This is a genomic window from Microbacterium oleivorans NBRC 103075 (genome assembly GCF_001552475.1).
GTDB classification, from domain to species: domain Bacteria; phylum Actinomycetota; class Actinomycetes; order Actinomycetales; family Microbacteriaceae; genus Microbacterium; species Microbacterium oleivorans.
This window is the reverse complement of the sequence record NZ_BCRG01000007.1, coordinates 21,081-45,734: the sequence shown is the minus strand read 5'-3', so window position 1 is coordinate 45,734 and position 24,654 is coordinate 21,081. Positions and strand designations below refer to the sequence as shown.

Below are 24,654 nucleotides of genomic sequence, written 5' to 3'. Positions count from 1 at the left end.
CCTGGTCACCGGCGGCTCCTAGCGTCGAGCCAGCCCCGCACCGGGGTGTCCCGATCACCCGAAGGAAATCACACGTGAAGCTCAACCGCATCGCCCGCGTAGGCGCTGTCGCAGCCGTTGCCGTTCTGTCGCTCTCCGCTTGCGCGGCCAACGAGGGAACTCCCGCCGGCGGCCAGTCCTCCAACGGCGGCAGCGCTCTGTCGGGCACCGTCAAGGCGACCGGCGCATCCTCGCAGGGCGCCGCCCAGCAGGCATGGACCGCCGCCTTCCAGAAGGCGAACCCGGACGTCACGATCAACTACCAGCCGACCGGATCGGGCACGGGCCGCGACAACTTCATCGCCGGTTCGAGCAACTTCATCGGCTCGGACCGCGCCTACAAGGCCGAGGAGATCGCCGCCGGCAAGTTCGGCGCGTGCGCGACCGCCGACATCATCGAGGTCCCCGCCTACATCTCGCCGGTCGCGGTCGTCTTCAACCTCGACGGCATCACCAAGCTGAACCTGACCCCCGAGGTCATCGCCGACATCTTCAACGAGAAGATCGAGAAGTGGAACGACCCGGCGATCGCTGACCTCAACAAGGACGTCACGCTCCCCGACCTGGCGATCACGCCCGTCTTCCGCGGCGACGAGTCGGGCACCACCGGCACCTTCACCGCCTACCTCGCCTCGGTCGCCCCCGACGCATGGCCGTACGAGGACGACGACGCCTGGCCCGTCAAGACCACGCGCTCCGAGGCTGCGCAGCAGACCTCGGGTGTCGAGGCCACGGTCACCGGCGGCAAGGGCACCATCGGCTACATCGACGCCTCGCGCGTCGGTGACCTCGGCTCCGCGGCCGTCAAGGTCGGCGACGACTTCGTGCCGTTCTCCTCCGAGGCCGCTGCCGAGCTCGTCGCGTCGTCGCCGCTGGAAGAGGGCCGCAACGGCGGTGACCTCGTCTTCGACGTCGACCCCGCCAAGGCTCCCGCCGGTTCGTACCCGATCGCTCTCGTGAGCTACCTCATCGGTTGCGCCCAGTACGAGGATGCCGACACCGCCGACATCGTGAAGGCGTACTTCTCGTACATCGTCAGCGAAGAGGGCCAGAAGGCCGCGAACGAGGCCGCCGGCTCCGCCCCCCTGTCGACCGAGGTCGCTGAGAAGGCTCAGACCGCGATCGACATGATCAGCGCCAAGAAGTAAGACCCTCGCTGCTGGTGGCCCTTCGGGGCCACCAGCAGCACTCACGTCCGCCCCGCTTCCAACCCGAGGACTGCGATGCCCCCCACCCCCGACCTGGTCGCCGACCAGGACACCGCCCCTCGGCCGATGCGCCGACGTGGCGACCTCGTCTTCTCGAGCACCGCGCTGGGCGCGGGCATCATCATCCTCATCGTCCTCGCCGCGGTCACGCTCTTCCTCATCGTGGAGAGCATCCCGGCCTTCACGGCGAACCCCGACGAGACGCAGTTCCTGAACGGCGAGCCCTTCTGGCAGTACGTGTGGCCGTTCGTCTTCGGCACGCTCTGGGCATCCGTCATCGCGCTCGTCGTCGCGACGCCGCTCGCGATCGGCATCGCCCTCTTCATCTCGCACTACGCACCGCGCCGACTCGCCTCGGCGCTCGGCTATGTGATCGATCTTCTCGCGGCCATCCCCTCCGTCGTCTACGGCCTCTGGGGCGCACTCGTCTTCTCGCAGATCCTGCAGCCGTTCTACGTCTGGTTGAACGAGAACTTCGGCTGGATCCCCTTCTTCGCCGGCGCCGTCTCCCCCGGCGGGCGCACGATCCTGACGGCATCCCTCGTGCTCGCGGTGATGATCCTCCCGATCATGACCGCCATCACGCGCGAGGTCTTCCTGCAGACGCCCGTCCTCCACGAGGAGGCCGCTCTCGCGCTCGGCGCGACGCGCTGGGAGATGATCCGCATGGCCGTGTTCCCCTTCGCCCGCGGCGGCATGGTGTCGGGAGCAATGCTCGGCCTCGGCCGTGCGCTCGGCGAGACCATGGCCGTCACGATGGTGCTGTCGGCGACGGGAGCCGTCACCTTCCAGGTGCTGAACTCCAGCAACCCGACGCCCATCCCCGCAAACATCGCCCTCAACTTCGGCGAGGCCTACGGTGACGGCGTCAACGTCCTCATCGCTACCGGCCTCATCCTCTTCATCGTGACCTTCGCGGTCAACGCGATCGCCCGGTGGGTCGTCAACCGCCGCGCCGAGTTCTCTGGAGCGAACTGATGACCACCCTCACCCGCTCCGAGACCCGGACGCCCGTGGGCAACTCGCTCACCGCAGGGCAGCTCCCCAAGTGGATGCCGTGGGCCCTGCTGGCCGGCGCGCTCGTCCTCTCGGGGATCGTCTTCGCCATCATGAACAGCCGCGGCGACGTCGCGGACTTCAACATCGCCGGTGCCGTCTTCGTCGGTGTCGTCCTCTTCGCCATCGCGCTCGTCATCCTGTCGAGCGTCGTCGAGACCCGGCGTCGGGCCGCCGACCGCCTCGCGACGGTGCTCGTTTCGATCGCCTTCACGATCGCCCTCCTGCCGCTGATCTCGCTGCTGTTCACGGTCGTCGTCAACGGCATCGCCCGCTTCGACCCGCTGTTCTTCTCCAGCTCGATGCGCAACGTCGTGGGCGAGGGCGGCGGCGCCATCCACGCGGTCTGGGGCACGCTCATCGTCACCGGCTGGGCGACCCTCATCTCGGTGCCGATCGGCCTCATGACCTCGATCTACCTCGTCGAGTACGGCCGAGGCCGTGTCGCCAAGGCGATCACCTTCTTCGTGGACGTGATGACCGGCATCCCGTCGATCGTCGCCGGTCTGTTCATCGTCGCGGTGTGCGCGCTGCTGTTCGGTCCCGGTCTCAACACCGGCTTCATGGGCTCGCTCGCCCTCTCGGTGCTGATGATCCCCGTCGTCGTGCGCTCGAGCGAGGAGATGCTGCGCCTCGTTCCGAACGAGCTGCGCGAAGCGGCCTACGCGCTCGGCGTCCCGAAGTGGCTGACGATCGTCAAGGTGGTCCTCCCGACATCCATCGCGGGCATCACGACCGGCATCATGCTGTCGATCTCGCGCGTCATCGGCGAGACGGCGCCGCTGCTCCTGACGGCCGGGTTCACCCAGTCGCTCAACGTGAACGCGTTCGACAACCCGATGATGACGCTGCCGGTCTTCGTGTACGACCAGTTCCAGAACCCCGGCACGAACATCCCGGCCGCCCTCGAGCGTGCCTGGGCCGGAGCGCTCACCCTCATCATCATCGTCATGGCCCTGAACCTCGTTGCGCGCTTCGTCGCCAAGAAGTTCGCCCCCAAGTTCGGCCGCTGAGCGCGGCATCCGACAGAAAGCACCCGACGTGTCCAAGAGCATCGAAGTCAACGACCTCAACGTCTACTACAGCGACTTCCTCGCCGTGGAGGGCGTTTCCCTCGACATCGAGCCCCGCAGCGTGACCGCCTTCATCGGCCCTTCCGGCTGCGGCAAGTCCACCTTCCTGCGCACCCTCAACCGCATGCACGAGGTCATCCCCGGCGCGCGCGTCGAGGGCGAGGTCCTGCTCGACGGCGAGGACCTGTACGGCACGGGCGTCGACCCCGTACTCGTGCGCCGCCAGATCGGCATGGTCTTCCAGCGACCGAACCCGTTCCCGACGATGTCGATCCGCGACAACGTCCTCGCGGGCGTGAAGCTCAACAATTCGCGCATCTCGAAGTCCGACGCCGACGCGCTCGTCGAGAAGTCGCTGCGCGGTGCGAACCTCTGGAACGAGGTCAAGGACCGGCTCGAGAAGCCCGGCTCCGGCCTCTCCGGCGGTCAGCAGCAGCGCCTGTGCATCGCGCGCGCGATCGCCGTCTCCCCCGACGTCCTGCTGATGGACGAGCCCTGCTCGGCCCTGGACCCGATCTCGACGTTCGCGATCGAGGAGCTCATCCAGGAGCTCAAGAGCGAGTACACGATCGTCATCGTCACGCACAACATGCAGCAGGCGTCGCGCGTCTCCGACAAGACCGCGTTCTTCAACATCGCCGGCACCGGCAAGCCCGGCAAGCTCATCGAGTACGACGAGACCGGCACCATCTTCACCAAGCCGTCCGTGCAGGCCACCGAGGACTACGTCTCGGGCCGCTTCGGGTAAAGCCCGTAGTTCGGGGACGAGGGATGCTGCGCGGGAGCGTGGTGTCCCTCGTTCTGGTTTGGGGCGGTGTGGCGCGTGGCCTGTGCCGCGTGGTGCGCGGTGTGTGCGAATGCAATAGATGGCGGGCGACACGCGGCATCCCGGGCCTGAGGAGCGGCGCGTCGCGGCGGATCTCTTGCATCCGTGGACTTCTCCCCCGCGAGAGTGGGATGCCGGTTGTCCCCCACCATCGCCGGGTGCGTGCCGGGCGGGTAGAGAGCGGGCGAGGCTCGCAGTATGTGCGAGCTCCGGCATCCGATCGTCCGTCTGCGACAGCTGCTGAATGCCGGGTGGTCGCAGCGGCGGGTGCAGCGAGCACTGCGGTCCGGAGAGCTCGTGCGGATGCGGATCGGGGTGTATGCGTGGCCCGAGACGTGCGCGGAAGCTCGCCTGGCTGCGAAGCACGGCGGGGTGCTGGCGTGCGTGACGGCGGCGCGGCACCGTGGACTCTGGGTGCTGGACGACGATCGGATGCCACATGTCTGGATGCGGCCCGGGCAGCGCACGTACGACCATCCCTGCGACTGCACCGAGCACTGGGATGCCACCGGTCCCGCGGAGGACCGCTGCGAACCGTCGCTGGCGAGGATCCTGCGTCAGATCCTGACGTGCCACGGCGGTGAGGCGTTGTTCGTCGCGCTGGAATCCGCGCGGCGGCAGGAGCTGCTCGACGGCGACGACATGCGCTGGCTGAGCCGGAACCTGAACGCGGACGGGCGTGACGCGCTCGCACTCAGCCGGGACGACGCTGACAGCGGGCTCGAGTCGTTGCTGCGGTGGCGACTGCGGGCCCTCGGGCTGCGGGTGCAGACCCAGGTGCGCATGGCCGGTGTGGGCGTCGTGGACGCGCTGATCGGCGACCGGCTGATCATCGAGGTCGATGGGCGCGACAACCATGACGGGCCATCGCTGCGGCACAAGGACCTTGTCCGTGACGCCAATGCGGCGATGTGGGGTTACGTGACCCTGCGGTTCGACTACGCGCTGATCGTGCACGACTGGGACATGGTCGAGCGCGCGATCCTCGGGGCACTCGCGGGGATGTGAGCTCGCGTGAACGCGGATGCAAGAGATCGGGGGCGACACGCGGCATCCCAAGGCGGATCGGCGGGGTGTCGGGGCAGGACTATTGCATCCGCTGACGGAGCGAGGGATGCCGGGGCCGCGACTGCGGGCCAAGGCTGACCGGTCTCACCGCGAGCGCCGTGCCGCGCCTCACCGGTACGCGCATGCAATGGATCGGCGGCGACACGCGGCATCCCGAGCTGGTCAGGCGGTGTGCCGGGGGGATCCATTGCATCCGGCGACGCCCGACAGCCAAATCAGTCGCGCGGGCTGAGGAGGTACTGGTTGAAGGATGCCGTGAGCTCGGCGTCGAGCGGAAGGGGACGCCCGTCGACGGCGGTAATCGGGGCGGCGAGGCGGACGCTTGAGACGAGCCAGGCGGCATGCGCTTCGTGCAGTGCCGAGACGGGCAGGGTTTCGTACGCGGTCTCGAAACCCTGCTCGGCGAGGTGGTCGAACAGGCTCAACTGAGTGGTGCCGTGAAGGATGCCGCCGTTCGGCGCCGGGGTCACGAACGTGTCCCCTCGCCGGATGATGAGTGACGCGGTCGGCGCCTCGAGGACGAACCCGTCCGAGCTCACGAAGACCGCGTCATCGGCGCCGCGACGCTTCGCCTCGCGGATCGCGGCCATGTTCACCGCGTACGAGAGCGTCTTGGCGCCCAACAGGAGCCACGGCGCACGCCCGGGCAGGTCGATGCTGTACCCGCGATCGAGGACGGCGACGGCGACGCCCTCGGTGCGGGGCTTCGAGAAATCCGCGGCCGGCGCCACTGTGACCCACGCGGTCGGGGTGGGGCCGTGCTCGACGCCGCGGCTCAGGATCAGCTTGATGACCGCCTCCCCCTCCCCCGACGCCGCCTGCGCGCGACGGATCGCCTCGCGCCACTGAGTGAGGTTCGGGGCAGGCAGCTCGCAGATCTCAGCCGAGTGGGCGAGGCGAGCGAGGTGCGGCTCGACCTCCTGGGCGTGTCCGTCGACGACGCCGATCGACTCGAAGATGCCGTCGCCGCGCTGAGTACTGAGCTCCCCCACGGTGAGCGCGGGAGCGGACGGGTCGATCTCGGCGAACGTGTCGGCGAAGTGGGTGCGGACATCGTCGGATGCCGCGGGGTCGATCATCAGCGCGAAGAGCCAGGCCATGCCCTGAGCCTACGCGCGGCATCCCGCGTCGCCCCGTCGCGCGATGCGATAGATCTCACGCGACACACCGCCCATCAGCCCATCAGCCCATCAGCCCATCAGCCCAAGGATGCCGCGTGTCGCCGCCGATCCATTGCATCCGCGCACGCGGCGGGATCCCGACACGCCCGGACGAAGCAGAATCTCGCGCCGACCGGAATACCTCGGCAGCGGCTCCGTTACACTTTTCTAGCCGGGCCGCAGTAACCCCGGGCTCCATCTTCAGCCGCTGCGAGCGGCCACGCGCCGAGAGGCGTTCTGCGGCCCGGCACTTTCGTACCCACCCGCAGGATCAGGTGAGACCGTCGCGTCGCCAGAGCGCTGCCGCCGCCGTGAGGTCGCCCGCGTACGTGTCGAGGCGCAGCGCCCGCGTCGTGAACTGCGAGGCTCGCGTCGGCTCGCTCGTGTCGTAATCGTCTGCGAGGTCGGTCGCCCCGGCCGACACCACACGAGAGAACGCCGCGGCGCGTTCGAGGGCCAGCGCGAAGTCGCCCGCGAACACTCCGCGCAGGATCAGGTCGATGAGCGAGACGAGCTCATCCGGGCTCGCCGGAGCCGGAGCGCCCGCGATGACGACATCCGCGGACGATAGGCGCGTGCGCCCACGCTCATAGAGCAGTGCCGCCGTCGTCGCATCGTCGTGGATCATCAGCTGCAGCAGGTACAGCCGCCACAGTGCGCCCGGCAGCGACCGCGCGGGAGAGTGAGCCCAGAGTTCGGCGATCGTCGCGATGCCGTGCGCGTCGGCGAAGGTGACGAGCCGGTTGATGACCTCGTCGTGCGGCTGCTCGCGCACTCGGGAGAGCAGAGCGGATGCCGTGGCGTGGGCCACGCGGCTGGCTTCAGCGGGATCGTCCGCCGCGAAGTTGCGGTCGAACGAATCGGGTGAGCGACGGACCGGCTTGTGGAAGTCGCGAGACGCGTCGGACATCGTTCCAGGCTACCCCCGCACGACAACACCCCGCCCGGCCGAAGCCGAAGCGGGGTGTTGAACGAATGACCGTCAGGCCGTCGGGATCGCGATGATCGGCGTGGTGGTCGGCTGGCCGTCGGGCGAACCGCCTGCCTGCTCCACCGTGACCGCGACGACGTCGCCGGGCTGGAAGCTTCCGTCGAGAAGAGCGGTGACCTCGCCGGAATCGTCGAAGGTGCCGGCGGGGATGGGCTTGTCGCCGCGGACGAACCAGAGCTCGTAGGTGCGATCGTCGGCGAGCTTGGGAGCCTCGTCGGTCGTCAGGACGACCTTGCCGAGTTCCGCGGACCAGTGGAGGACCGCTTCGCCTCCCTCGGCGAACTGACCGGTGACGGTCTGAGCGTCGGGTGCGGCCTGGATCTGTTCGAGAGCCTGCACCGAGATCGGGGTGCGGGCCTGCTCGACGAGCGATCCGACACCCCAGCCGATGCCGACGAGGAGAGCGGCCGATGCGACGAGGGCGAAGAGTCCGCGCGTCCAGTTGCGACGCTGCACGGACTGTACTGCTTCGGTCGGCGGGCCAGCCAGAGCGAGCTCGGGCTCGGGGGCGGTTTCGGCAGCGGAGTCGACGGGGGCCGGCATCCGCTGCGGCATGGCGTTGATCTGGGCGAGCAGTCGTGCGCGCACGTCGATCGGCGGCGCCTCTTCTCCCGTGCCTTCGGCCAGGAAGCCGGCGACGTGGGCGTCCGCGTCGACGAGCTCTGCCCATTCGGGGTGAGCGGCCAACGCCTGCTGATAGGCCTGTTCATCCTCGACGGACAGCGCATCAAGGGCATGTCCTGCCGAGAGTTCAGCGAACTCGTTTTCGTTCACAGTGCCACCCCCATCTCCTGTCGTAGGCGGTTCAATCCGTCACGCATGCGTGTCTTGATCGTTCCGAGCGGCGCTCCGAGGAGAGCCGCGACTTCGCTTTGGCTGTACCCCCCGAAATACGCGAGGGTGAGTGCTTCGCGTTGCGCGTCGGGCAGAGTCCGAAGAGCGCGAACAACGCGACGACCTTCGATCTTCAGCTCGACTTGCTCGGCAATGCCTTCTTGTTGTGTGTATGCGTCCCGAACTCCGACACGCACGTCCCGATCCGCGCTGGACTGCGACGCGCGAACCCGGTCGACTGCCCGACGATGAGCCATCGTCAGGATCCAACTTCTTCCTTGCCCTTTCTTCGGAGCGAAGCCGGAAGCGGATTGCCAGATCTCCAAGAAGACCTCCTGCAGCACCTCTTCGCTCTGAGACGGGTCGACGAGGACCCGTTTGATCAGACCGAACACACGGGAAGACAACATGTCGTAGAGCTCTGCGAAGGCCACCTGATCGCCGTCGGCGATGCGGAGGAGGAGCTCGCCGGCATGATCTGCCGACTGCCCGTCCTCGGGGACTTCTACACCGTCGATAACCATTGCTCCCCAGCATGCCATCCCTCCCCTCCTGAACCTGGATGACGGGGCGGGAATCCCTTGTGGGGAAAGGAGATCGAGAGCGATTCGTGACCTCGCGACTCCTGCTGAGACGGGCTTCGAAAAGACCGGTCGGAAGAAATCTCGGCAGATGTGCAATCCGTTTGCCTAGTGGTTCCGAAGACCTGTTATCGCCGCCGCAGAGGGCGGTCCCAACACATGGAGGAAATCATGCTCAGCACGAAGAAGAAGATGACCGCAGCACTCTCTCTGACGCTGGCCGGCGCGTTCGCCCTCGCCGGCTGCTCGTCGAGCGCTGCACCCGAGGGTGGCAACATGAGCGAGGGCGGCACCCAGTCGCAGGCTCCCATGGAGTCGGCATCACCCGAAGCCTCGTCGCCCTCGATGGACCCCGCTGCCAACCTCGTCGGCCCCGGCTGCGCTGACTATGCATCCGCCGTTCCGGATGGCGACGGCTCGGTTGCTGGCATGGCCAAGGACCCGGTGGCGGTCGCGGCATCCAACAACCCGCTTCTCAAGACGCTCACCGCTGCAGTCAGCGGCCAGCTGAACCCCGACGTCAACCTCGTCGACACGCTCAACGGCGACGAGTTCACCGTTTTCGCCCCGGTTGACGAGGCGTTCGCCAAGATCCCCGCCGACACGATCGAGGGTCTGAAGACCGACTCCGCGACGCTGACGAAGATCCTCACCTACCACGTGGTTCCCGGCCAGATCGCGCCTGACGAGATCGACGGCACCCACAAGACCGTCGAGGGCCAGGACCTCAAGGTCACCGGCTCGGGCGACGAGCTCATGGTCAACGACGCCAAGGTCATCTGCGGTGGCGTCCAGACCGCGAACGCGACCGTGTACCTCATCGACTCGGTGCTGATGCCCCCGATGTAATCACGGTCTTCTTGACCGGCGGCGTCGTCGAAGCTCTGCGGGCTTCGGCGGCGCCGCCTCTTTGTGTTTCCTCCTTTCGGGGGATGCCGCGGGCGGACCGCTCTCCGTAGCGTCGAGGCATGGCGAACAAGGACATGCGGGGAATGACGTTCGGACTGTGGATCGCGTTCGGGATGCTCGGGGGCGCGATTGCCGGGATGCTCTTCCTCGACAACATCGGCCTGGGCGCCGCGTTCGGCCTGTCGTTCGGCATCATGTTCGGCATCCTCTTCAGCTCGCAGAAGAGCACCAAGTGACGGATGCCGCGGCCCTCGCCTATTAGGCTGGATCACTGAGGGCCTCTAGCTCAGTCGGTAGAGCATCGGACTTTTAATCCGCGGGTCGTGGGTTCGAGCCCCACGGGGCCCACCTCTGATACAGCGTCAGAACCTTTGCTTTTTCGGGGAATTTGGGATGCTGGAAACACCTGCTGGCAACAGCGTGACAACAACCTGACAACACCTCGAGCGCGCGCGGTCACACGCAACCGCCCTCGTGAGCCGACCGCCTAATCGATCCCCCAGTCCCCCAACTAGCTCGATCGTTCGCGGGGCGTCCATCGCGGGGAGATCCGCGTTCTAGTAGATAGGGCCGGTCGCCTCTTCCCCTAGGCAACCGGCCCCGCAGGCTGATCAATGCTCAGCCGTTGATATTGCGAGGATCATTCCCCGGAGCGATCGTGTCCTTTGCGCGGATCGCGCCGTCGCGGCCGTGGATGTTCAGCTCGCCACCACCCGCGTTGCCGACGATCTGCCGTCCGCGGTTGATCGCGTCAGACTGGGTGTCGTGGTGCGACGACGCGCGCTGTGCGTTCGGCTTCACCACGTCCCACCCACCGCCCTGATTCGGTACGACGTGCCTGTTGTTGTCGTGTGCCATGTTTCTCACCTCCTTCCGGAGTCTTGACTCATGACAACCATTGACCGATCTCGCGGGTTCAGCAGATTCCGACACGCCGAGGCCCGCTGCGCGAATCCTGAGAGCCCGTCAACGACAATCCGGCATCGCGCCGCCTAGGGACCGGACTCATGTGGGCTGGAAGCGCCGAGGCGGGAGGGGCCGAAGGCCCGAGGGCCCGCGAGCTCGAGGGCGACCCAATTGGTTCGCGTTCAGGCAATCGCTCATCACGACGCGTTCAGCACATCTTTAATCCCCGTGCTCTCAGCGGCCCGGTCGAGCGCGTTGGCGACATTATCGAGATCGTCATCGAAGAGATCCGCATAGGTGTCGAGCGTCATTGCCGCTGAGGCGTGTCCGAGCATCCGCTGCACGGCTTTGACATTCGCGCCGGCGCTGATCGCGAGTGATGCAGCAGTGTGGCGGAGGTCGTGTGGCGTCACCCGCGGGAACGACTCGGGCGGTCGCTCCTCCATGCCCGTTGCCGCGTCGATTCGCTCCTGTGTCTCACGAACGATCTGCATGACCGCGCTGTTGAACCAGCCAGTCGTCGACTTGGCTCGGCGGATGAAGTGATCACCGTCACCGAAGAGCAACGCATCGCGCGGGCGCGTGGCCACGAGGTGCTCGATCGTCGGCGCGAGGAACGCCGGGTAACGCACCTGCCGCTTCTCGTGCGTCTTCGGCGTCCCGATGATCACCTGGCTCCCGACCTCCACCGCGTTCTCCTCGACGCGTACGCGGCGGCGCACCGTGTCGACATGTTTGATGCGAAGCGCAGTCGCCTCTCCCCAGCGAAGACCCGTGTACGCGAGAAACGCGACAAGGTCGGGATGCTTCGCGATCGCCGCGAGCTGTGCGACTTGCGCGTGGCTCAGGTACGCGCGTTCTTTCCCAACCTTCCTCGGCAGCTTGATATCCCGAGCGACGTTTCGCGCGAGCCGACGGTCACGGACGGCGACCTCGAGCACACTGGCAAGGACTTCGTGGCATCGTCGGACCGTCGTGGCGCTGTGAGTCTTGGAGAGCGCCGCAACCCAGATCTGGATCTCCGAGTGGCGGATCGATCCGATCTGCCGGTCGCCCCATTTCGGCTCGACGTGGATGCGCCAAGCGGACTGGATCGTGCGTCGCGTCGACGGTTTGAGGTCGCCGGAGCGGGAGTCGATCCAGGAGGCCCCGATCATGCCGACCGTGATTCGTGCTTCCGACGGGTCGACGTAGTCGCCGCGATGCTTCGAGAGTTCGACTTCTGCGAGTCGGAGCTCGGCGGCTCGCTTCGTCCGGAAGCCGCGCTCGTTAGTCTGAGAGTGGTCCGGCCGCCGGTACGCGATTCGATAGAGCCGTGAACCGGATGCCGTCGTGTACGCGTGGATGCTTCCCATACGAGGCCCTCCTTCTCGGAGCTTTGCTTCGCACCATAGGTCGGCGTCGCCGTTTTCGCAGGCTGACCGCGAGATTGTGCATATCTGCCGAGCCGGCGTCTGTGGAGAAGACCGTCAGCTATTGCCGGCCGGCATTTGAGCCGCTCGCTTCATCAGCGCCTGACGGCTGAGTCGCGTTCGCGAACTGAGCGCGTTCCAGCTTTGGCCCGCCGAGCGCAGCCCATCGACAAGTGCGTCACGTTCTTCGAGTAGCTCCTGCTCCTCACGATGAAGACGTTCGATCTCTCGAGATACGCGGCTCAGCTGCTCGAGCGCTCCGCGTTCACCGCCCGCTTTCGTGATGGCGCGGACGGCTCGGCGCGCCCGCTTCTCAGCGTCGGCACGCTCCGTCTCAACGCGAGCTTCCTCGGCCGCTTGATGCTCCTGAGCTGCCGTCTTCTTAGCGTTTCTGCGCCCTCGGACCACGTAACCAGGTTGTCATTCTCGTCCCCTGTCCACAACGCATCCGCAGGCCCCACTGATAAGTGCCTGCGTGCATTCAGGAGTCTCCTTCCCAGATTCTTTCGATCGTATCCGTCACGCGGATGCGGACGGAGAGCCGAGACTTGGGTCGCCAACGAGTCGCGGCATTCGCGCGTGAATCTGACGAAGGCCGACTGCTGCGCCAACACGTTCGGCGCGCCCGCGCTGTAAGCGCATCACGCGTCGCATTGGCTTCACCGAACGACCCGGCGGCGCACGCGGTGGTCACCCCCGATTCAGTTCCTACTCAAAAACACGGCAAGATTCTTCACCGCTAGCCGCTCACGGCGGACGATCGGAACAGAACTCCTTCCGCCGTCGAGGATCCCACCGCCGACCTGGGTAGATTTGCATACGCTGATCCCGACGATCGGAGATATTCAGTGAAAGTCCGTTTTGGCCCGGACGGTGCGCATCTCTTCGACCGCTGGTCAGGCATGAACCTCCTTCTTGATGAGGTAGAGGTTCCCGAGCGCGCTTGGTCAGCCGCTCCGCGGCAGGTGTCCATCGCATTGACGAACGCGTGCGACCTAGCGTGCACCTACTGCTATGCACCCAAGCATCGAGCAGTGCTGGGAGTTGAGAGTCTTCTGGGCTGGGTCCGTGAGCTCGACCTGGCTGGAGCGCTTGGAGTGGGGTTTGGCGGCGGTGAGCCGACTCTGTACAGGCACCTTCCCGACGTGTGCGAGTACATGGCGGAGAACACGAATCTCGCGGTTACCATGACGACCCACGGGCTGCGATGGAATGCTGCGCTCACATCACGCCTTAGTGGCGTTGTGCACTTCGTTCGCGTCAGCGTCGATGGCACAACGAACACCTACGAAAGGCTACGAGGTCGTAGCTTCGAGCGCTTACGCGACTCGTTGCGGCTGATCGCAGCAGACTTCAGATGGGGCATCAACACAGTGATCAACGAGGAGACCATTAAGGATCTGGATGGGATTGCGTCTCTCGCTTCTGAGTACGGAGCAGCCGAGCTCCTGCTGCTTCCGCAACAGCCGACGAAAACAGCAGGCGGCGTCCAGCAAGCAACGCTTCGCGAGCTCGAGAGCTGGGTTCGTCGATACTCGGGCCCGGTTCCGCTCGCCACCTCGGAGAACGCCGAGATCGGTGCTCCCCTCGCGAGAGCGCTTCAGCACGAGGTGGGCCTCCGGTCCTACGCTCACATCGATGCGACGGGAACCGTTCGGAGATCGTCGTACGCGGAACGCGGGGTCCCTGTCGACGAAGACGGTGTAATGGCCGCATTGGCGCGACTCGAGCGCATGGGGGCGTAATGAAAATCTGGCACGGCTATGGTACGGAGCATTCGATGAATCTCGAGCTGATCGGTCACTTCTTGACTGCAAGCGACGCGCTCAAAGCGAGGGAGGCGATCGCAGTTCTTACTGGCGCCGCCGAGCTCGACCACGCAGATGGCCGACTGGAGTACGGTGCACCCCCCGAGCTGTTCAGCGATCGGCTACTAGAGGCGATGAGTGGTACAGGCGTGCACAGCCTCGGCCATGCCGACATAGAGCAGCTCCTCTACGACGCGCAAGTCGAGGCGCGAGACTCTGACGTAGTTGTCCGAACGGACGAAATCGAGGTGCTGGCGTACATAAAGGTCCTGATTGCAAAGGGCGCCCGAGTAGAGATCTATTCGATGCACGATCAGACCGACGGTGCAAGTGATGAGTGAGCACGCGCAGGCGCGCAACGCACAGTGCGACCGGATTGAAGCCGCACGATGATCGATCTCAATTGGGCGCGTTTTGAGGACTTACCCGGTGACAAGACAGCGAACTTCGAGCTTCTGTGGCGCGGCGTAATCCGACGCACATATGGCAGATTCGGGACTTTTCAAGCGCGAGCCCAACAGCCCGGAGTTGAGTTTCACCTCAAACTCACTTCTGACTGCGCACTAGGGAGTGCTGGCCAATGGTTCGGTTGGCAGACCAAGTGGTGGGAGGTCAGCACTGGTCGCACGATCGGCCTGACACGAAAGCACGATGTCACGGATTCTCTAGCCAAGTCGGTGATCCACATTCCCGGGCTCACGGATTGGGTGCTCTGCACTCGGCGGCCGCTCGCGCCAATTGACGAGCCTTGGTGGCGCGATCTACCAACTGACCTAACGCTCGATCACCAAGTCGCGGAGGATCTCGGCAACTTGCTAACGGGTGATGCTGAGTTGCTGCGTCAGACGTACTTTGGCGATCTGATCTTCACCCCAGACCGACTGGCCAAGATGAATGAGCTCGCATTGGCCGATGTTCGAGAGCGCTGGTTCCCCGAGGTTCACCAGGTCTCTGAGGCCGAGTCAACACTCCGACGGATGCTCGCAGAGCCGGGAGCATGGCACCACCTTGATGCGGTTGGGTCGGAGATAACCCGGCTTTCAAAGATCATCTCGATCGCCGTCGCCGAGGTCCCTCTCGAATCGTCGATCCAAGAGGATCTCGATCGACTCCTTGAGACCGCCGAAACGCTGCGGCAGCTTCTGCACGACGCGCACGAACACCTGACTCCCGGTGGGGATCACACCTGGCGCGAGCTCGGTGAGGCCGTAGTGCCGAATCCTCCGTCGTTAGCGCCGACCGCCCTGCGCAGGCTTCGCGCCGCCAATCACCCTGCAGCTCTGGCTTGCACCAATTTGGTGATCCACACCCGACGCGCGGCCGCCGTTGCCAAGGACGTATTTAGTCAGATGGCTGTTCGTTGTGTGACGGTGACCGGCGACGCCGGCTACGGGAAGACTCAGCTTGCTGCCAATATTGCCAGCTCGACCGAAACACGCCCCGCAGGAGTGCTTCTATTCGGACGTCAGCTTCGAAGTCGCGACGATCTCGATGACCTCGCGGGACGAGTTACCCTCAACGGGAAGAGGATCGAGACCTTCGAGGCTTTGCTTGCGGCTATCGACGCCGCTGCTGCGCGCGCCCAGTGCCGCTTGCCTCTTGTGATAGACGGACTCAACGAGGCCGAAGACCCTAGCGAGTGGAAATCCCTCCTCGAGAGGGCCCTCGTCCTCCTCGAGGACTACCCGTCGGTCCTCCTTGTCTGCACCCTCAGGTCAACATTTATTGACAGGTCGATTCCCGTGTCGGTGACTGATTCGGTGGTCCTGTCCGGCTTCGGCGACGGAGTCAACGATGCCGTCGAGGCCTACTTCAACCACTTCAACATCGATGCGACAGGTATAGACCTTCCATACGAACGGTTCGATCACCCGATCGCGTTGAGAATCTTCTGTAGCGTCACGAATCCGACCCGAGAACAGCGAGTTCGACTAGTGGGGCGAGCGATCTCACTTAACTCGATGTTCGGCGAGTACTTGACCAGTGTTGCCGCGCGGATCGAGACCCTGACGAAGTCACGAATCCGCGCTGAGGACGTCGGTAACGCATTGGTGGCCCTCGGAGTCGAGCTGTGGGAAACCAGCGCACGCGAGGTCAGCGAGGCCCGTGTGAAAGAACTGTTTAAGGACACAAACAAGCGTTGGGACGACACAGTCCTCAACGCCCTCCAAGAGGAGGGCGTGCTAATCCGTCAGACATCCGAGGTCGCGGGCGGTACGGACCCGGCACCCGCGGGTGGCAGCGGTGAACTGGTCGTGGCCGTCGTATACGACCTCCTCGCTGGTTACATCATCGCCTCGGCAATGGCCAAGACCTCGGGCGCGGCATTTGCGGCATCTTTGAAGTCCCCAGACATGGTCGCCCGATTCAGCGGCTCTGTCGATCAACTCCATCCTCTCGCAGTAGACGTCTTTGATGCGCTGGTGTTCGTGTTGCCCCGAAGCGGACTGGGGCATTTGTGGGCGAGCATCACCGACGAACTACTCGATGCGGCACTTCTGCGAGTAACGGACCTTGAGGTAGGCGACATAGACGCCGCCACTCTTCACGCCTGGGGGGAAAATCTGCCGCAGCTAGCGAGGAGACAGGACTTCTGGTTCCGGCTGCGAGCAGTTCGAGCTGTTCCGGATCACCCTTTTAATGCAATGTTCACAGATTCCGCGCTTCGATCGATGACCGTCGCTGACCGTGACTTGACCTGGACTGAGTGGCTTCGCAAATCGTCCTCCTCGCGACCGGGTCAAACGAGAGCCGTCTCCGGGGCCATCGAAGATGTCCGGTCGTGGACAGCGCGCTGGCAGGCTACTTCGGAGCGGGGTGAATCGGATGCCCTACGTGCCCGGTGGTTCATGTGGATGCTGACAAGCACAGTTCGAGATCTTCGCGATGCGGCAACCGCAGCACTGTACTGGTTCGGCCGTGAATCTCCCCCGGATCTGTTTGAGCTCGCCGCGAGCGCGCTACAGATCAACGATGCATATGTGGGCGAGCGCGCGACGGCAGCCGCATACGGAGTTGCGACAGCGCATCAGCTGAAGGACGAACAGTTCGAAGGGCAACTCGGCAAATATCTCCGGGACCTTACGGAGTTGACTGCTGGCACTGCCCCCATCGCGCCGACTTTCCATCGCTTAACCCGCTACTACGTCGCAGGCACCGTTGAGTTCAGCCTGAAACACTATCCCGAGTCAGTTCCACCGGAGGCGACGGACGGCATCGCTTTTGCCCCGGGGGCGCTCCCCGACGCACTCCCCGAGAAAGACGAGCGGCATGCAGAGGTCCAGCGAACAATCCACATGGATTTTGGGAACTACACAATAGGACGACTATTCGACGACCGCGCCAATTATGACTATGAGCACAAAGGTCATCGCGAGGCAATCGATCAGGTGCTCGGCATCGTCTACGACCTCGGATGGCGCGAGGATAAGTTCGCGTCGCTCGACCAAATGCTCGCGCGGCAGGACCAGGACGGGAACCCCGGCCGGGTCGAGCGGTACGGGAAGAAGTACGGGTGGATCGGGTTCTACACGGTCTCTGGAATGTTGCGCGCTCGAGGGGAGCGCATGAACTGGCTCGAAGTGGACATAGACCCATCCTTCCCTCAGCCCTCTCCTCCCCTCCCTCTTCCGATACCTAGCTGGGTCAGCGCGACTCCAGCGGACGACAATGATTGGCTTGTCGAGGAGCAGACCGCGATTCCGGAGGAACTACTGTATTGCGATTCGCTTGCGGGCGAGTTTGGCCCTTGGGTCCTCATCCACGCTGAACTCACCGTGAAAGACAGGGTCGCGAAGCGTGGCGGGTTTGGATTATTCAACACCGTCGCGCTCGACCCGAACGACCTTGAGGCGATGATGAGATGGTGGTCAACGAAAGACCACCCTGGTCGGGACCTAATTGACCTTCCATCGGCGCATTACCTTTTTGCCGGAGAGATTCCGTGGCACGCGCGGATGGTGACTTCGGGCGATGACATCGCGGGAACGGGCACCGTTGACCCGATTGCGAGCAAAGACGACGGATGGGACGATCCTCACGCTTATGAGGATCCCTATATCGATGACATCCGCGTTCCGAAGGTTGACATAGATGGCCAGAAGATATCTGCACCAAGTCGCGTCGATGACGATGGTAGCGATCCGAACGCCACTACAGCAGAGGATCTGACGGAAGCCCTAGGCTACGCGCAGGACGTTCTGGATCGGCTGATCGCGAGTGACACGCCTGCTAGAAGGAACAAATTCGCCGAGCTGATCCCGCTCGAGTTTGAGTCGGTGGCCCACAGCTACGCCTGGGAGACGCACAATAGCTCCGAGAACCAGGCATTCGCCTACGTCCCAAGTCAACGGCTGTCCCAGATGTCGCGTCTACATTCGGCGCCCGCTGGGTTCAATCAAGTGGACGAAGGGGGCCGGGTCGCAGCCATGAGCTTCACCGCTCCAGAAGGTTTCGATGGCCACCTTCTATACGTCCGTGAGGACGTCCTGCAGATGTACACGGGGGGCAGAGCGGTCGTAACCTTTGGTTGGGGCGAACGAGAAATACGCGTCGAATGGCCAGAGCGAATCCCAGACGGCGCTCGTCGGATCTACCAAGACCATGCAAACGTGTGGCGCACCCATCGAATAGTTTCGTCCGGATGACGGAATAGGTATGACGTCGGAATCCCAGCCGCTCCGCGTACTCGACGAGTACCTCACGGGAGGTCGCGGAGCCCGCGAGCTGGTTGTACCGAGAGGAGGCCGGCGAATGTCCCTCGACCATCAGCCGCCTGTTCGACGAGATGCCAACCCGGAGCTGTTCTCAGCGCGAGCGCGTCAGCGAGCGCGTGGTGCTGTGAGTGTGGAGACAGTAGGGGATGCCAGCAACAGGCGGTCGTGACAACACAGTGACAACACTCGCTCTGATAGACCGGGCTCACCCTGATCCTGCTGACTCTTCGAAGCGCGGAATTTCAACGATCCTGATCGAACACGACCCGGCTGATGACCTATCGGCCGAGTTCGAGCCCCACGGGGCCCACCTCTGTTGTCACCCGCCGGGGCGGAGGACGGCCCAGCCCGCGTTCAATTCATCCGCGAATATCTTGAGCTGCACGAGGGTGTCCGCGTCGTAGGCGATGCCCTCGATCCCGCCGGGCGCGCCACAATCCTGAGTGACGGACGTCGGCCCAACGGGATTGGCCGGTTCCTCGCCAGCGGCGGGAGCCGGGGCCCATTCGAGCGTCACCCGAGCAGTCGACGGACTGCAATCGAAGTCGATCACGTACCGCTCTCCGGCCTCCACCACACCCGAGACGGTCGCCTCGCCTTCAGAAACGCCATCGGCCCCCTCGGCGACGAATGTGATCCGCGAGAGCTCGTCGTCAGCGACGCCGGGCACCGCATAGTCGCCATCGACCGGCGCGGGAGGGCTGGGGGCGGACGCCGTAGGAGAAGGCGTCGCCGGTGGCGGAGTCGTCGTCGCGTCATCGTCCAGATCGGTCGTGGAGACACACCCCGCGAGCACCGTCGACACGGCGAGCATCACAGCGGCAGTCCACATCGGGCGTCGGCTCATAGGGCGCCACGTTACCCGCGAACCAGGATCGGCCGAGGGTGCAGTGAAAGCGGAGGCCGTTGTCGAAGCTCAAGCGACTGAAGAAGTCCGACGATCCCTCGGCTGAGTGACGGGCGGCTGCCTGCGCTCGTAGCAGCGGTCTGCTTGAGCAAGAAAAAGCCCCGACTGTTACCACACAGCCGGGGCGAGACGAATGAGAAGTCCGCCTATCGGTATCAGGATACCTCGGGAACCTGGGAGCTGACCCGGCGCCCCTTGCGTCCGGAGAGCGCGCGGGAGCGTTACGGTTGCGGAATGCTCCGCCTCGTCGCCCGGGTCTATTGGACGTTCAGCAGATGGACGCTCGCAACCGAGCCCGCACCGACCCGACCCACCGTCGTCCTCGGGGCGCCGCACACCTCCAACTGGGACTTCGTGCTCATGCTGGCGATCGCGTGGCGCCTGAAGATGCGCTTCCGTTGGCTGGGCAAGGAGAGCCTCTTTCGCGGCTGGCGCGGCCCGCTGATGCGCTCGATCGGCGGCATCCCGGTCGACAGAGCGAACCCCGCCGGGGTGGTCGACGCTCTCGTCCGCCGCATCCGCGACGGCGAGGTCTTCGGCCTTGTGGTGACGCCCGAAGGCACGCGCGGCGGCGTCGGACACTGGAATCGGGCTTCTACCGCATCGCCCGAGAGGCTGACCTCGCCGTCACGCTTGGATACGTGGATCGCAGGACCATGACAACCGGACTGGGGCCGACACTCACGCTCACCGGCGACGTCGGCGCGGACATGGATGCCATTCGCGCGTTCTACTCCGACAAGTCGGGGCTGCGTCCTGATCGACGCGTCGAGCCTCGCTTGCGCGAGGAGGGCGATCCTCGGCCGGCAGCCTCGGCTTAGCCGCAGCTGAATCCGGCGACGAGAGGTCCTACTCGTCTGTCTCCGCCGTGTGCGGTGTCACATACCAATCGGTGAACGACCTCGCGCGGCCGTCGTCCGCCAAACAGATGACCATGAGGTTGTCGTACAGCCGACTCTTCGTCGTTGCGCCCGGGTAGCTGGTCCGGCCGCGGATGATCGCGATGTCGCCGTCGACCGCCGTGAGCTCATGCTCGAACGACCATGTGCCGGGCTCATCCTTCTGACCGAGCCAACCCGCGAGGATGGCGTCGTGGCCGATCCATGGCTTGGTCGAGGGGCCGTCGCGGTACTCCGCATCTGGCGTGAACAGAGACCGGATGTCGTCCGGGTCATTGGTCCCCCACGCACGGACGTATCGACCGATCCAGTCGTTGGCGGCTACCGCCGCTGCCTCGCGATCCCACATGGCCTCAGGCTCGCTGACGCGTGCGGCGAGCGCAAGGTGCGTCGTCGCGCCACAAACATCGGCTAACGAACTCCCCCACACCCATCGCCCGCGCGGTCAGACCGACCGCGTCAGTAGTACACCGCCAGCCGCCCCCGCGGACCGTCGACCACATCGACCGGCGTATCGAAGATCCCCGTCAAGACATCCCCGCGGATGATCTCGTCAGGCGTCCCGAACGCAGCAACGCGCCCGTCCTTCATGGCGCACACCCGATCCGCGTAGTGACCGGCGAAGTTGATGTCGTGCAGCACGACGACGATCGTGCGACCCAGCTCGCGCGCGGCGCGCTGCAGGTGGCTCATCATCTGCACGGCGTGCTGGATGTCGAGGTTGTTGAGCGGCTCATCGAGCAACACGTACTCCGTGTCCTGCGCGAGCACCATCGCGACATACGCGCGCTGACGCTGCCCGCCCGACAGCTCGTCGAGGTACCGACCCTCGAGCCCGTCCAGGCCGAGGAAGTCGATGGACCGGTCGATGATCCGCTCGTCGTCGACCGTGAGGCGGCCCTGCGAATGCGGATACCGACCGAAACCGACCAGCTGCCGCACCGTCAGACGAGTGACGAAATGGTTCTCCTGCCGAAGGATCGCGACGACCTTCGCGAGCTCCCGCGACTTCACCGCCGCGACGTCGTGTCCCCCGACCGAAATCGACCCGGCGTCGGCGGGCAGCAGACGGCCGATCATCGTCAACAGCGTGGACTTGCCGGCGCCGTTCGGCCCGATGAGCGCGGTGATGCCGCCCGCGGGCAGGTCGAGGGTCACGGGGCCGATCGCGACCTGGGTGCTGTAGCGCTTCTCGACGGCGGTGAGAGAGATCACAGGCGTCCCTTTCGGAGCAGGTGGATGAGGAAGAGCGTGCCGCCGACGATCTCGACGATGACACCGACCGACCCGGCGGCGTAGAAGACGTGCTTGAGCACGACGTAGGCACCGCCGAGCACGACGAAGCCGACGAGCGCGGCGAGCGCAAACATCCGGCGATGGTCGAACGTGTCGGCCAGTTGGTACGTGAGCATCGCGACAAGGAAGCCGAAGAAGGTCATCGGCCCGATCAGCGACGTCGAGACCGCCATGAGGATCGACACGAGCAGCAGCGCCAGGATCGAGTCGCGCCGCTGTGACGACCCGAGACTCAGGGCGACCTCGCGTCCCAGCCCGAGCACATTGAGACGGCCGCCTCCCCACACCATGAGTCCCGCCGCGACGACGACGAGCGGGATCGCGATCGGCAGGTGCGTGCCGTCGGCGTTTGCGACGCTGCCGATGAGCCGCGCGGTGAGCAGGTCGAACTCGGTGGGCGTCAGCATCCGTTGAAGGAACGTCGAGAACGCGGCCAGCGCTCCGCCCAGGATGATGCCGACCAGCAGCATGATCTGCACGTTCGCGTAGCGGCCCGAGAGCAGCCAGCCGTAGAGAACACCCGAGAACGCGAGCATCGCGAGGATCTGCAGGAGATATGGCCCCGCGCCCTGGACGAGCAGCGCGCCGGCCGCACCGAAGAAGAAGATCGCGGCGGTCGAGATCGCCGTGTAGAGCGACTCGAAGCCCATGATCGAGGGCGTGACGATCCGGTTGCCGGTCACGGTCTGGAAGGTGATGGTCGCGATCCCCTGGCAGACGGCGACGATCGCGATGACGACGACGCTCGTGACCCGCAGCTGAGCAATCCGCCAGAAGCCGGCGCTGCCCGCGGGTGCGGGGTTGTCCCAGGCGAGGATGCCGACGGCCACCACGACGGCGAGGACGATAAGCGCCGCGACGGTCAGCGCGTAGCGACGGGCCCGGATCGCGGTGGGGAAGGCGCCCGACAGCGCGACGGTGTCAGCCACGACGACGCTGCCGGAGGAGAAGGGTGATGAACACGACGGCTCCGACCATGGCAAGGATGAGCGAGACGGGCACCTCGAAGGGCGCGTTCACGATGCGGGCGAGGATGTCGCACCCGGTGACGAGCGCGATGCCGCCGAGCGCGACCCACGGCAGGTTCGAGCGAAGGTCGTCGCCTCGGATGAGCGACACGACATTCGGAACGATGAGCCCGAGGAACGGCAGATTGCCGACGACGACGGTGACGACACCGGCCGCCAGGGCGATGAGCACGGTGCCGACGAGGACGACGCGCGAGTAGTCGACGCCCACGTTGGTCGCGACGTCGCGCCCGAGACCGGCGATCGTGAAGCGGTCCGCCGTGATGAACACGGCGACGACGACAAGCAGGACGATCCACAGCGGCTCGTACTGCCCCCGCAGGACAGAGGTGAACGAGCCGGTGAACCAGGCCGCCATGCTCTGCAGGAGGTTCGTCGACAGCGCGATGAAGGTCGACACCGCGCCGACGACGGCGCCGAGCATCATCCCGACGATCGGGACGATGATCGACGAGGTCAGCATCACGCGGCGCAGGAAGAGGAAGAAGAGCATCGTGCCGACGAAGGCCATGCCGACCGCGCCGACCATCCGGACCATGAGCGGCGCGTCGGGGAAGACCAGCATGACGAGCAGCAGGCCCAGGCCCGCCCACTCCGTGGTGCCGGTCGTGGTCGGCTCGACGAACCGGTTCTGCGTCAGCTGCTGCATGACGAGGCCGCACATGGCCAGCGCCGCTCCCGCGAGGACGAGCCCGACCGTCCGCGGGATCCGCGTGATCGCGAACATCTCCGCACCGTCGTCGGCGCCGATCACGTCGTAGACGCCGACGAAGAGCGACAGGACCACCAGCCCCCCGACGACGGCGATGCCGCCGACAAGGGGCCAGGTGAGCAGGCGCCCGCGGGAGCGTCGGCTGACCGCGGGCGCCGAGACGGTGTCTGTCATCGACCTTCGAGGGCGTCAGCCAGGTCACTGAAGAACTGGGTGTACGTCTCGATGCCCTCGTTCAGGTACGTGCCCTGCGGCATGTAGACGACGTTGCCTTCCTTCACGGCGGTCACGTTCTGCAGTGCCTCGGAGTCGCTGATCAGGTCGTTGGCGGGCGTGTACGCCTCGTCGGTGTTGACGCTGACCGCGGCATCCCGATCCATCACGAGGATCCAGTCGGGGTTCGACGACGCGACCGCCTCGACCGAGATGTCGTCGCCCTGGTGATCGGTCGAACCCTCCGACTCGAGCGCCGGGGTGAGCCCGAGGATGTCGTAGACAGGGCCGAGGGTGCGACCGGTCGTCGGCGCGGCGTAGTTGATCTCGCCGCCCGAGGTGATGACGCCCATCACCGTCTCGCTCTTGTCGTAGGCGGCCTTCACGCGCTCGATTGCGGCGTCGAAGTCGGCGACGAGGGCTGCCGCTTCGTCCTGCTTTCCGAAGATCTCGCCGAGCGCGGTGACCTGGCGCTTCAGCTCCGCGTCGAGCGGCTCGCCGTCGCGCGGGTCGAGCTCGACGATTGCGGCGTCCGGGACGAGGGTCTTGAAGTCGCCGTAGTACGTCGAGAAGCGCTGACCGTTGACGACGAGGTCGGGCTCGGCGGCGACGACGGCCTCGAGGTCGGGCTCGCGGTGGTTGCCGAGGTTGGCGACGTTCGGGTCGTCCTTGAAGGACAGCCCGGCCGGGAAGATGTCGAGCGGCGCGCCGACGACGTCGACACCCCAGGAGTCGAGCATCGCGATGGTGCGGTTGTCGGTCGCCACGACGCGCTTCGGCGGCGTGGTGACGGTCTGCTCACCGTGGTTGTCCTCCACCGTGACGGACGTCGCCTCGCCCTCAGCGGCGGGCTCCGCGTCGGCGGTCGTGCCCGCGCACCCGGCGAGGAGGACGGCCGCGAGCGCGACGAGCGGGGTGGCGGTGAGGGGACGGATGCTGCGCATGTGACTGCTCCTGTCGTCGGAGGCGCGGGCGCGTATGAGCGCGCTGGCGCGTCCGTTCGGAAGGGAATG

22 protein-coding genes, 1 tRNA gene and 1 pseudogene are annotated in these 24,654 nt (G+C 65.4%); 12 read left to right on the top strand and 12 right to left on the bottom strand.

What is annotated here, in order from left to right; translation table 11 throughout:
- Window positions 1-74: 74 nt before the first annotated feature.
- From MO1_RS08350 to MO1_RS08330, 5 genes are all read left to right on the top strand, one after another.
- Window positions 75-1,187: a phosphate ABC transporter substrate-binding protein PstS gene (locus MO1_RS08350; protein WP_036313551.1), complete on the top strand. Its 1,113-nt coding sequence runs from the start codon at window positions 75-77 to the stop codon at window positions 1,185-1,187.
- Window positions 1,188-1,262: 75 nt separating this feature from the next.
- Window positions 1,263-2,225, top strand: coding sequence for a phosphate ABC transporter permease subunit PstC (gene pstC, locus MO1_RS08345; protein ID WP_036313549.1), 963 nt, complete (start codon window positions 1,263-1,265; stop codon window positions 2,223-2,225).
- Window positions 2,225-3,316: a phosphate ABC transporter permease PstA gene (gene pstA / locus MO1_RS08340; RefSeq protein ID WP_036313547.1), complete on the top strand. Its 1,092-nt coding sequence runs from the start codon at window positions 2,225-2,227 to the stop codon at window positions 3,314-3,316. Before pstC ends, pstA begins: the two co-directional genes overlap by 1 nt.
- 28 nt (window positions 3,317-3,344) lie before the next feature.
- Window positions 3,345-4,124: a phosphate ABC transporter ATP-binding protein PstB gene (pstB, locus tag MO1_RS08335; RefSeq protein ID WP_036313546.1), complete on the top strand. Its 780-nt coding sequence runs from the start codon at window positions 3,345-3,347 to the stop codon at window positions 4,122-4,124.
- 276 nt (window positions 4,125-4,400) lie between these two features.
- On the top strand, window positions 4,401-5,210 hold the full coding sequence (locus MO1_RS08330) for a type IV toxin-antitoxin system AbiEi family antitoxin domain-containing protein (RefSeq protein WP_060915782.1): 810 nt from the start codon (window positions 4,401-4,403) through the stop codon (window positions 5,208-5,210).
- A gap of 275 nt (window positions 5,211-5,485) precedes the next feature.
- Here the strand turns inward: MO1_RS08330 and MO1_RS08325 are convergent, their stop codons facing one another.
- The 4 genes from MO1_RS08325 to sigK form a co-directional block, all read right to left on the bottom strand.
- Window positions 5,486-6,370, bottom strand: a complete 885-nt coding sequence (locus MO1_RS08325; RefSeq protein ID WP_060915781.1) for an aminodeoxychorismate lyase — start codon at window positions 6,368-6,370, stop codon at window positions 5,486-5,488.
- Between the two features lie 331 nt (window positions 6,371-6,701).
- On the bottom strand, window positions 6,702-7,340 hold the full coding sequence (locus MO1_RS08320; RefSeq protein ID WP_060915780.1) for a hypothetical protein: 639 nt from the start codon (window positions 7,338-7,340) through the stop codon (window positions 6,702-6,704).
- Window positions 7,341-7,412: 72 nt separating this feature from the next.
- On the bottom strand, window positions 7,413-8,195 hold the full coding sequence (locus tag MO1_RS08315; protein ID WP_036313539.1) for an anti-sigma factor: 783 nt from the start codon (window positions 8,193-8,195) through the stop codon (window positions 7,413-7,415).
- Window positions 8,192-8,779 carry an ECF RNA polymerase sigma factor SigK gene (sigK, locus tag MO1_RS08310; protein ID WP_060915779.1) on the bottom strand — a complete coding sequence of 196 codons (588 nt, stop codon included), beginning with the start codon at window positions 8,777-8,779 and terminating at the stop codon, window positions 8,192-8,194. The genes MO1_RS08315 and sigK overlap by 4 nt, the downstream gene beginning before the upstream one ends.
- Window positions 8,780-9,007: 228 nt before the next feature.
- Between sigK and MO1_RS08305 the strand changes: the two genes are divergently transcribed.
- From MO1_RS08305 to MO1_RS08300, 3 genes are all read left to right on the top strand, one after another.
- Complete coding sequence (locus MO1_RS08305; RefSeq protein WP_060915778.1) at window positions 9,008-9,685, top strand: fasciclin domain-containing protein; 678 nt, start codon at window positions 9,008-9,010, stop codon at window positions 9,683-9,685.
- Window positions 9,686-9,804: 119 nt separating this feature from the next.
- Window positions 9,805-9,981 carry a glycine zipper domain-containing protein gene (locus MO1_RS14760; RefSeq protein WP_164739606.1) on the top strand — a complete coding sequence of 59 codons (177 nt, stop codon included), beginning with the start codon at window positions 9,805-9,807 and terminating at the stop codon, window positions 9,979-9,981.
- A gap of 39 nt (window positions 9,982-10,020) precedes the next feature.
- Window positions 10,021-10,093 (top strand) — tRNA-Lys (locus MO1_RS08300).
- 270 nt (window positions 10,094-10,363) lie between these two features.
- Here the strand turns inward: MO1_RS08300 and MO1_RS08295 are convergent.
- Both MO1_RS08295 and MO1_RS08290 read right to left on the bottom strand, forming a co-directional pair.
- Complete coding sequence (locus MO1_RS08295; protein WP_060915777.1) at window positions 10,364-10,603, bottom strand: DUF2188 domain-containing protein; 240 nt, start codon at window positions 10,601-10,603, stop codon at window positions 10,364-10,366.
- A 245-nt stretch (window positions 10,604-10,848) separates the two neighbouring features.
- Window positions 10,849-12,006 (bottom strand): tyrosine-type recombinase/integrase, encoded by a 1,158-nt coding sequence (locus MO1_RS08290; RefSeq protein ID WP_060915776.1) that lies wholly within the window; start codon window positions 12,004-12,006, stop codon window positions 10,849-10,851.
- 959 nt (window positions 12,007-12,965) lie between these two features.
- On the opposite strand from MO1_RS08290, the gene MO1_RS08285 reads away from it, so the two are divergent.
- The 3 genes from MO1_RS08285 (at window position 12,966) to MO1_RS08275 (ending at window position 18,517) form a co-directional block, all read left to right on the top strand.
- Window positions 12,966-13,808: a radical SAM protein gene (locus tag MO1_RS08285; RefSeq protein WP_217995487.1), complete on the top strand. Its 843-nt coding sequence runs from the start codon at window positions 12,966-12,968 to the stop codon at window positions 13,806-13,808.
- Window positions 13,808-14,212 carry a DUF6375 family protein gene (locus MO1_RS08280; RefSeq protein ID WP_060915774.1) on the top strand — a complete coding sequence of 135 codons (405 nt, stop codon included), beginning with the start codon at window positions 13,808-13,810 and terminating at the stop codon, window positions 14,210-14,212. Before MO1_RS08285 ends, MO1_RS08280 begins: the two co-directional genes overlap by 1 nt.
- A 336-nt stretch (window positions 14,213-14,548) precedes the next feature.
- The gene (locus tag MO1_RS08275; RefSeq protein ID WP_157526394.1) at window positions 14,549-18,517 is read left to right on the top strand and encodes an NACHT domain-containing protein; all 3,969 of its coding nucleotides are present in this window, start codon (window positions 14,549-14,551) and stop codon (window positions 18,515-18,517) included.
- A gap of 388 nt (window positions 18,518-18,905) precedes the next feature.
- Here the strand turns inward: MO1_RS08275 and MO1_RS08270 are convergent, their stop codons facing one another.
- Window positions 18,906-19,400: a hypothetical protein gene (locus MO1_RS08270; protein WP_255209247.1), complete on the bottom strand. Its 495-nt coding sequence runs from the start codon at window positions 19,398-19,400 to the stop codon at window positions 18,906-18,908.
- A gap of 327 nt (window positions 19,401-19,727) precedes the next feature.
- On the opposite strand from MO1_RS08270, the pseudogene MO1_RS08265 reads away from it, so the two are divergent.
- Window positions 19,728-20,314 (top strand): annotated as a pseudogene (locus MO1_RS08265) (1-acyl-sn-glycerol-3-phosphate acyltransferase).
- A gap of 28 nt (window positions 20,315-20,342) precedes the next feature.
- On the opposite strand, the gene MO1_RS08260 reads toward MO1_RS08265, so the two are convergent.
- From MO1_RS08260 to MO1_RS08240, 5 genes are all read right to left on the bottom strand, one after another.
- Window positions 20,343-20,741, bottom strand: a complete 399-nt coding sequence (locus MO1_RS08260) for a nuclear transport factor 2 family protein (RefSeq protein WP_060915771.1) — start codon at window positions 20,739-20,741, stop codon at window positions 20,343-20,345.
- Window positions 20,742-20,851: 110 nt separating this feature from the next.
- Window positions 20,852-21,607 (bottom strand): iron ABC transporter ATP-binding protein, encoded by a 756-nt coding sequence (locus tag MO1_RS08255; protein ID WP_036313524.1) that lies wholly within the window; start codon window positions 21,605-21,607, stop codon window positions 20,852-20,854.
- On the bottom strand, window positions 21,604-22,617 hold the full coding sequence (locus tag MO1_RS08250; protein WP_036313523.1) for an iron chelate uptake ABC transporter family permease subunit: 1,014 nt from the start codon (window positions 22,615-22,617) through the stop codon (window positions 21,604-21,606). The genes MO1_RS08255 and MO1_RS08250 overlap by 4 nt, the downstream gene beginning before the upstream one ends.
- The gene (locus MO1_RS08245) at window positions 22,610-23,602 is read right to left on the bottom strand and encodes an ABC transporter permease (RefSeq protein WP_060915770.1); all 993 of its coding nucleotides are present in this window, start codon (window positions 23,600-23,602) and stop codon (window positions 22,610-22,612) included. Before MO1_RS08245 ends, MO1_RS08250 begins: the two co-directional genes overlap by 8 nt.
- A complete protein-coding gene (locus tag MO1_RS08240; protein ID WP_060915769.1) occupies window positions 23,599-24,585 on the bottom strand; it encodes a siderophore ABC transporter substrate-binding protein in 987 nt (328 codons plus the stop codon). Before MO1_RS08240 ends, MO1_RS08245 begins: the two co-directional genes overlap by 4 nt.
- Window positions 24,586-24,654: the final 69 nt, after the last annotated feature.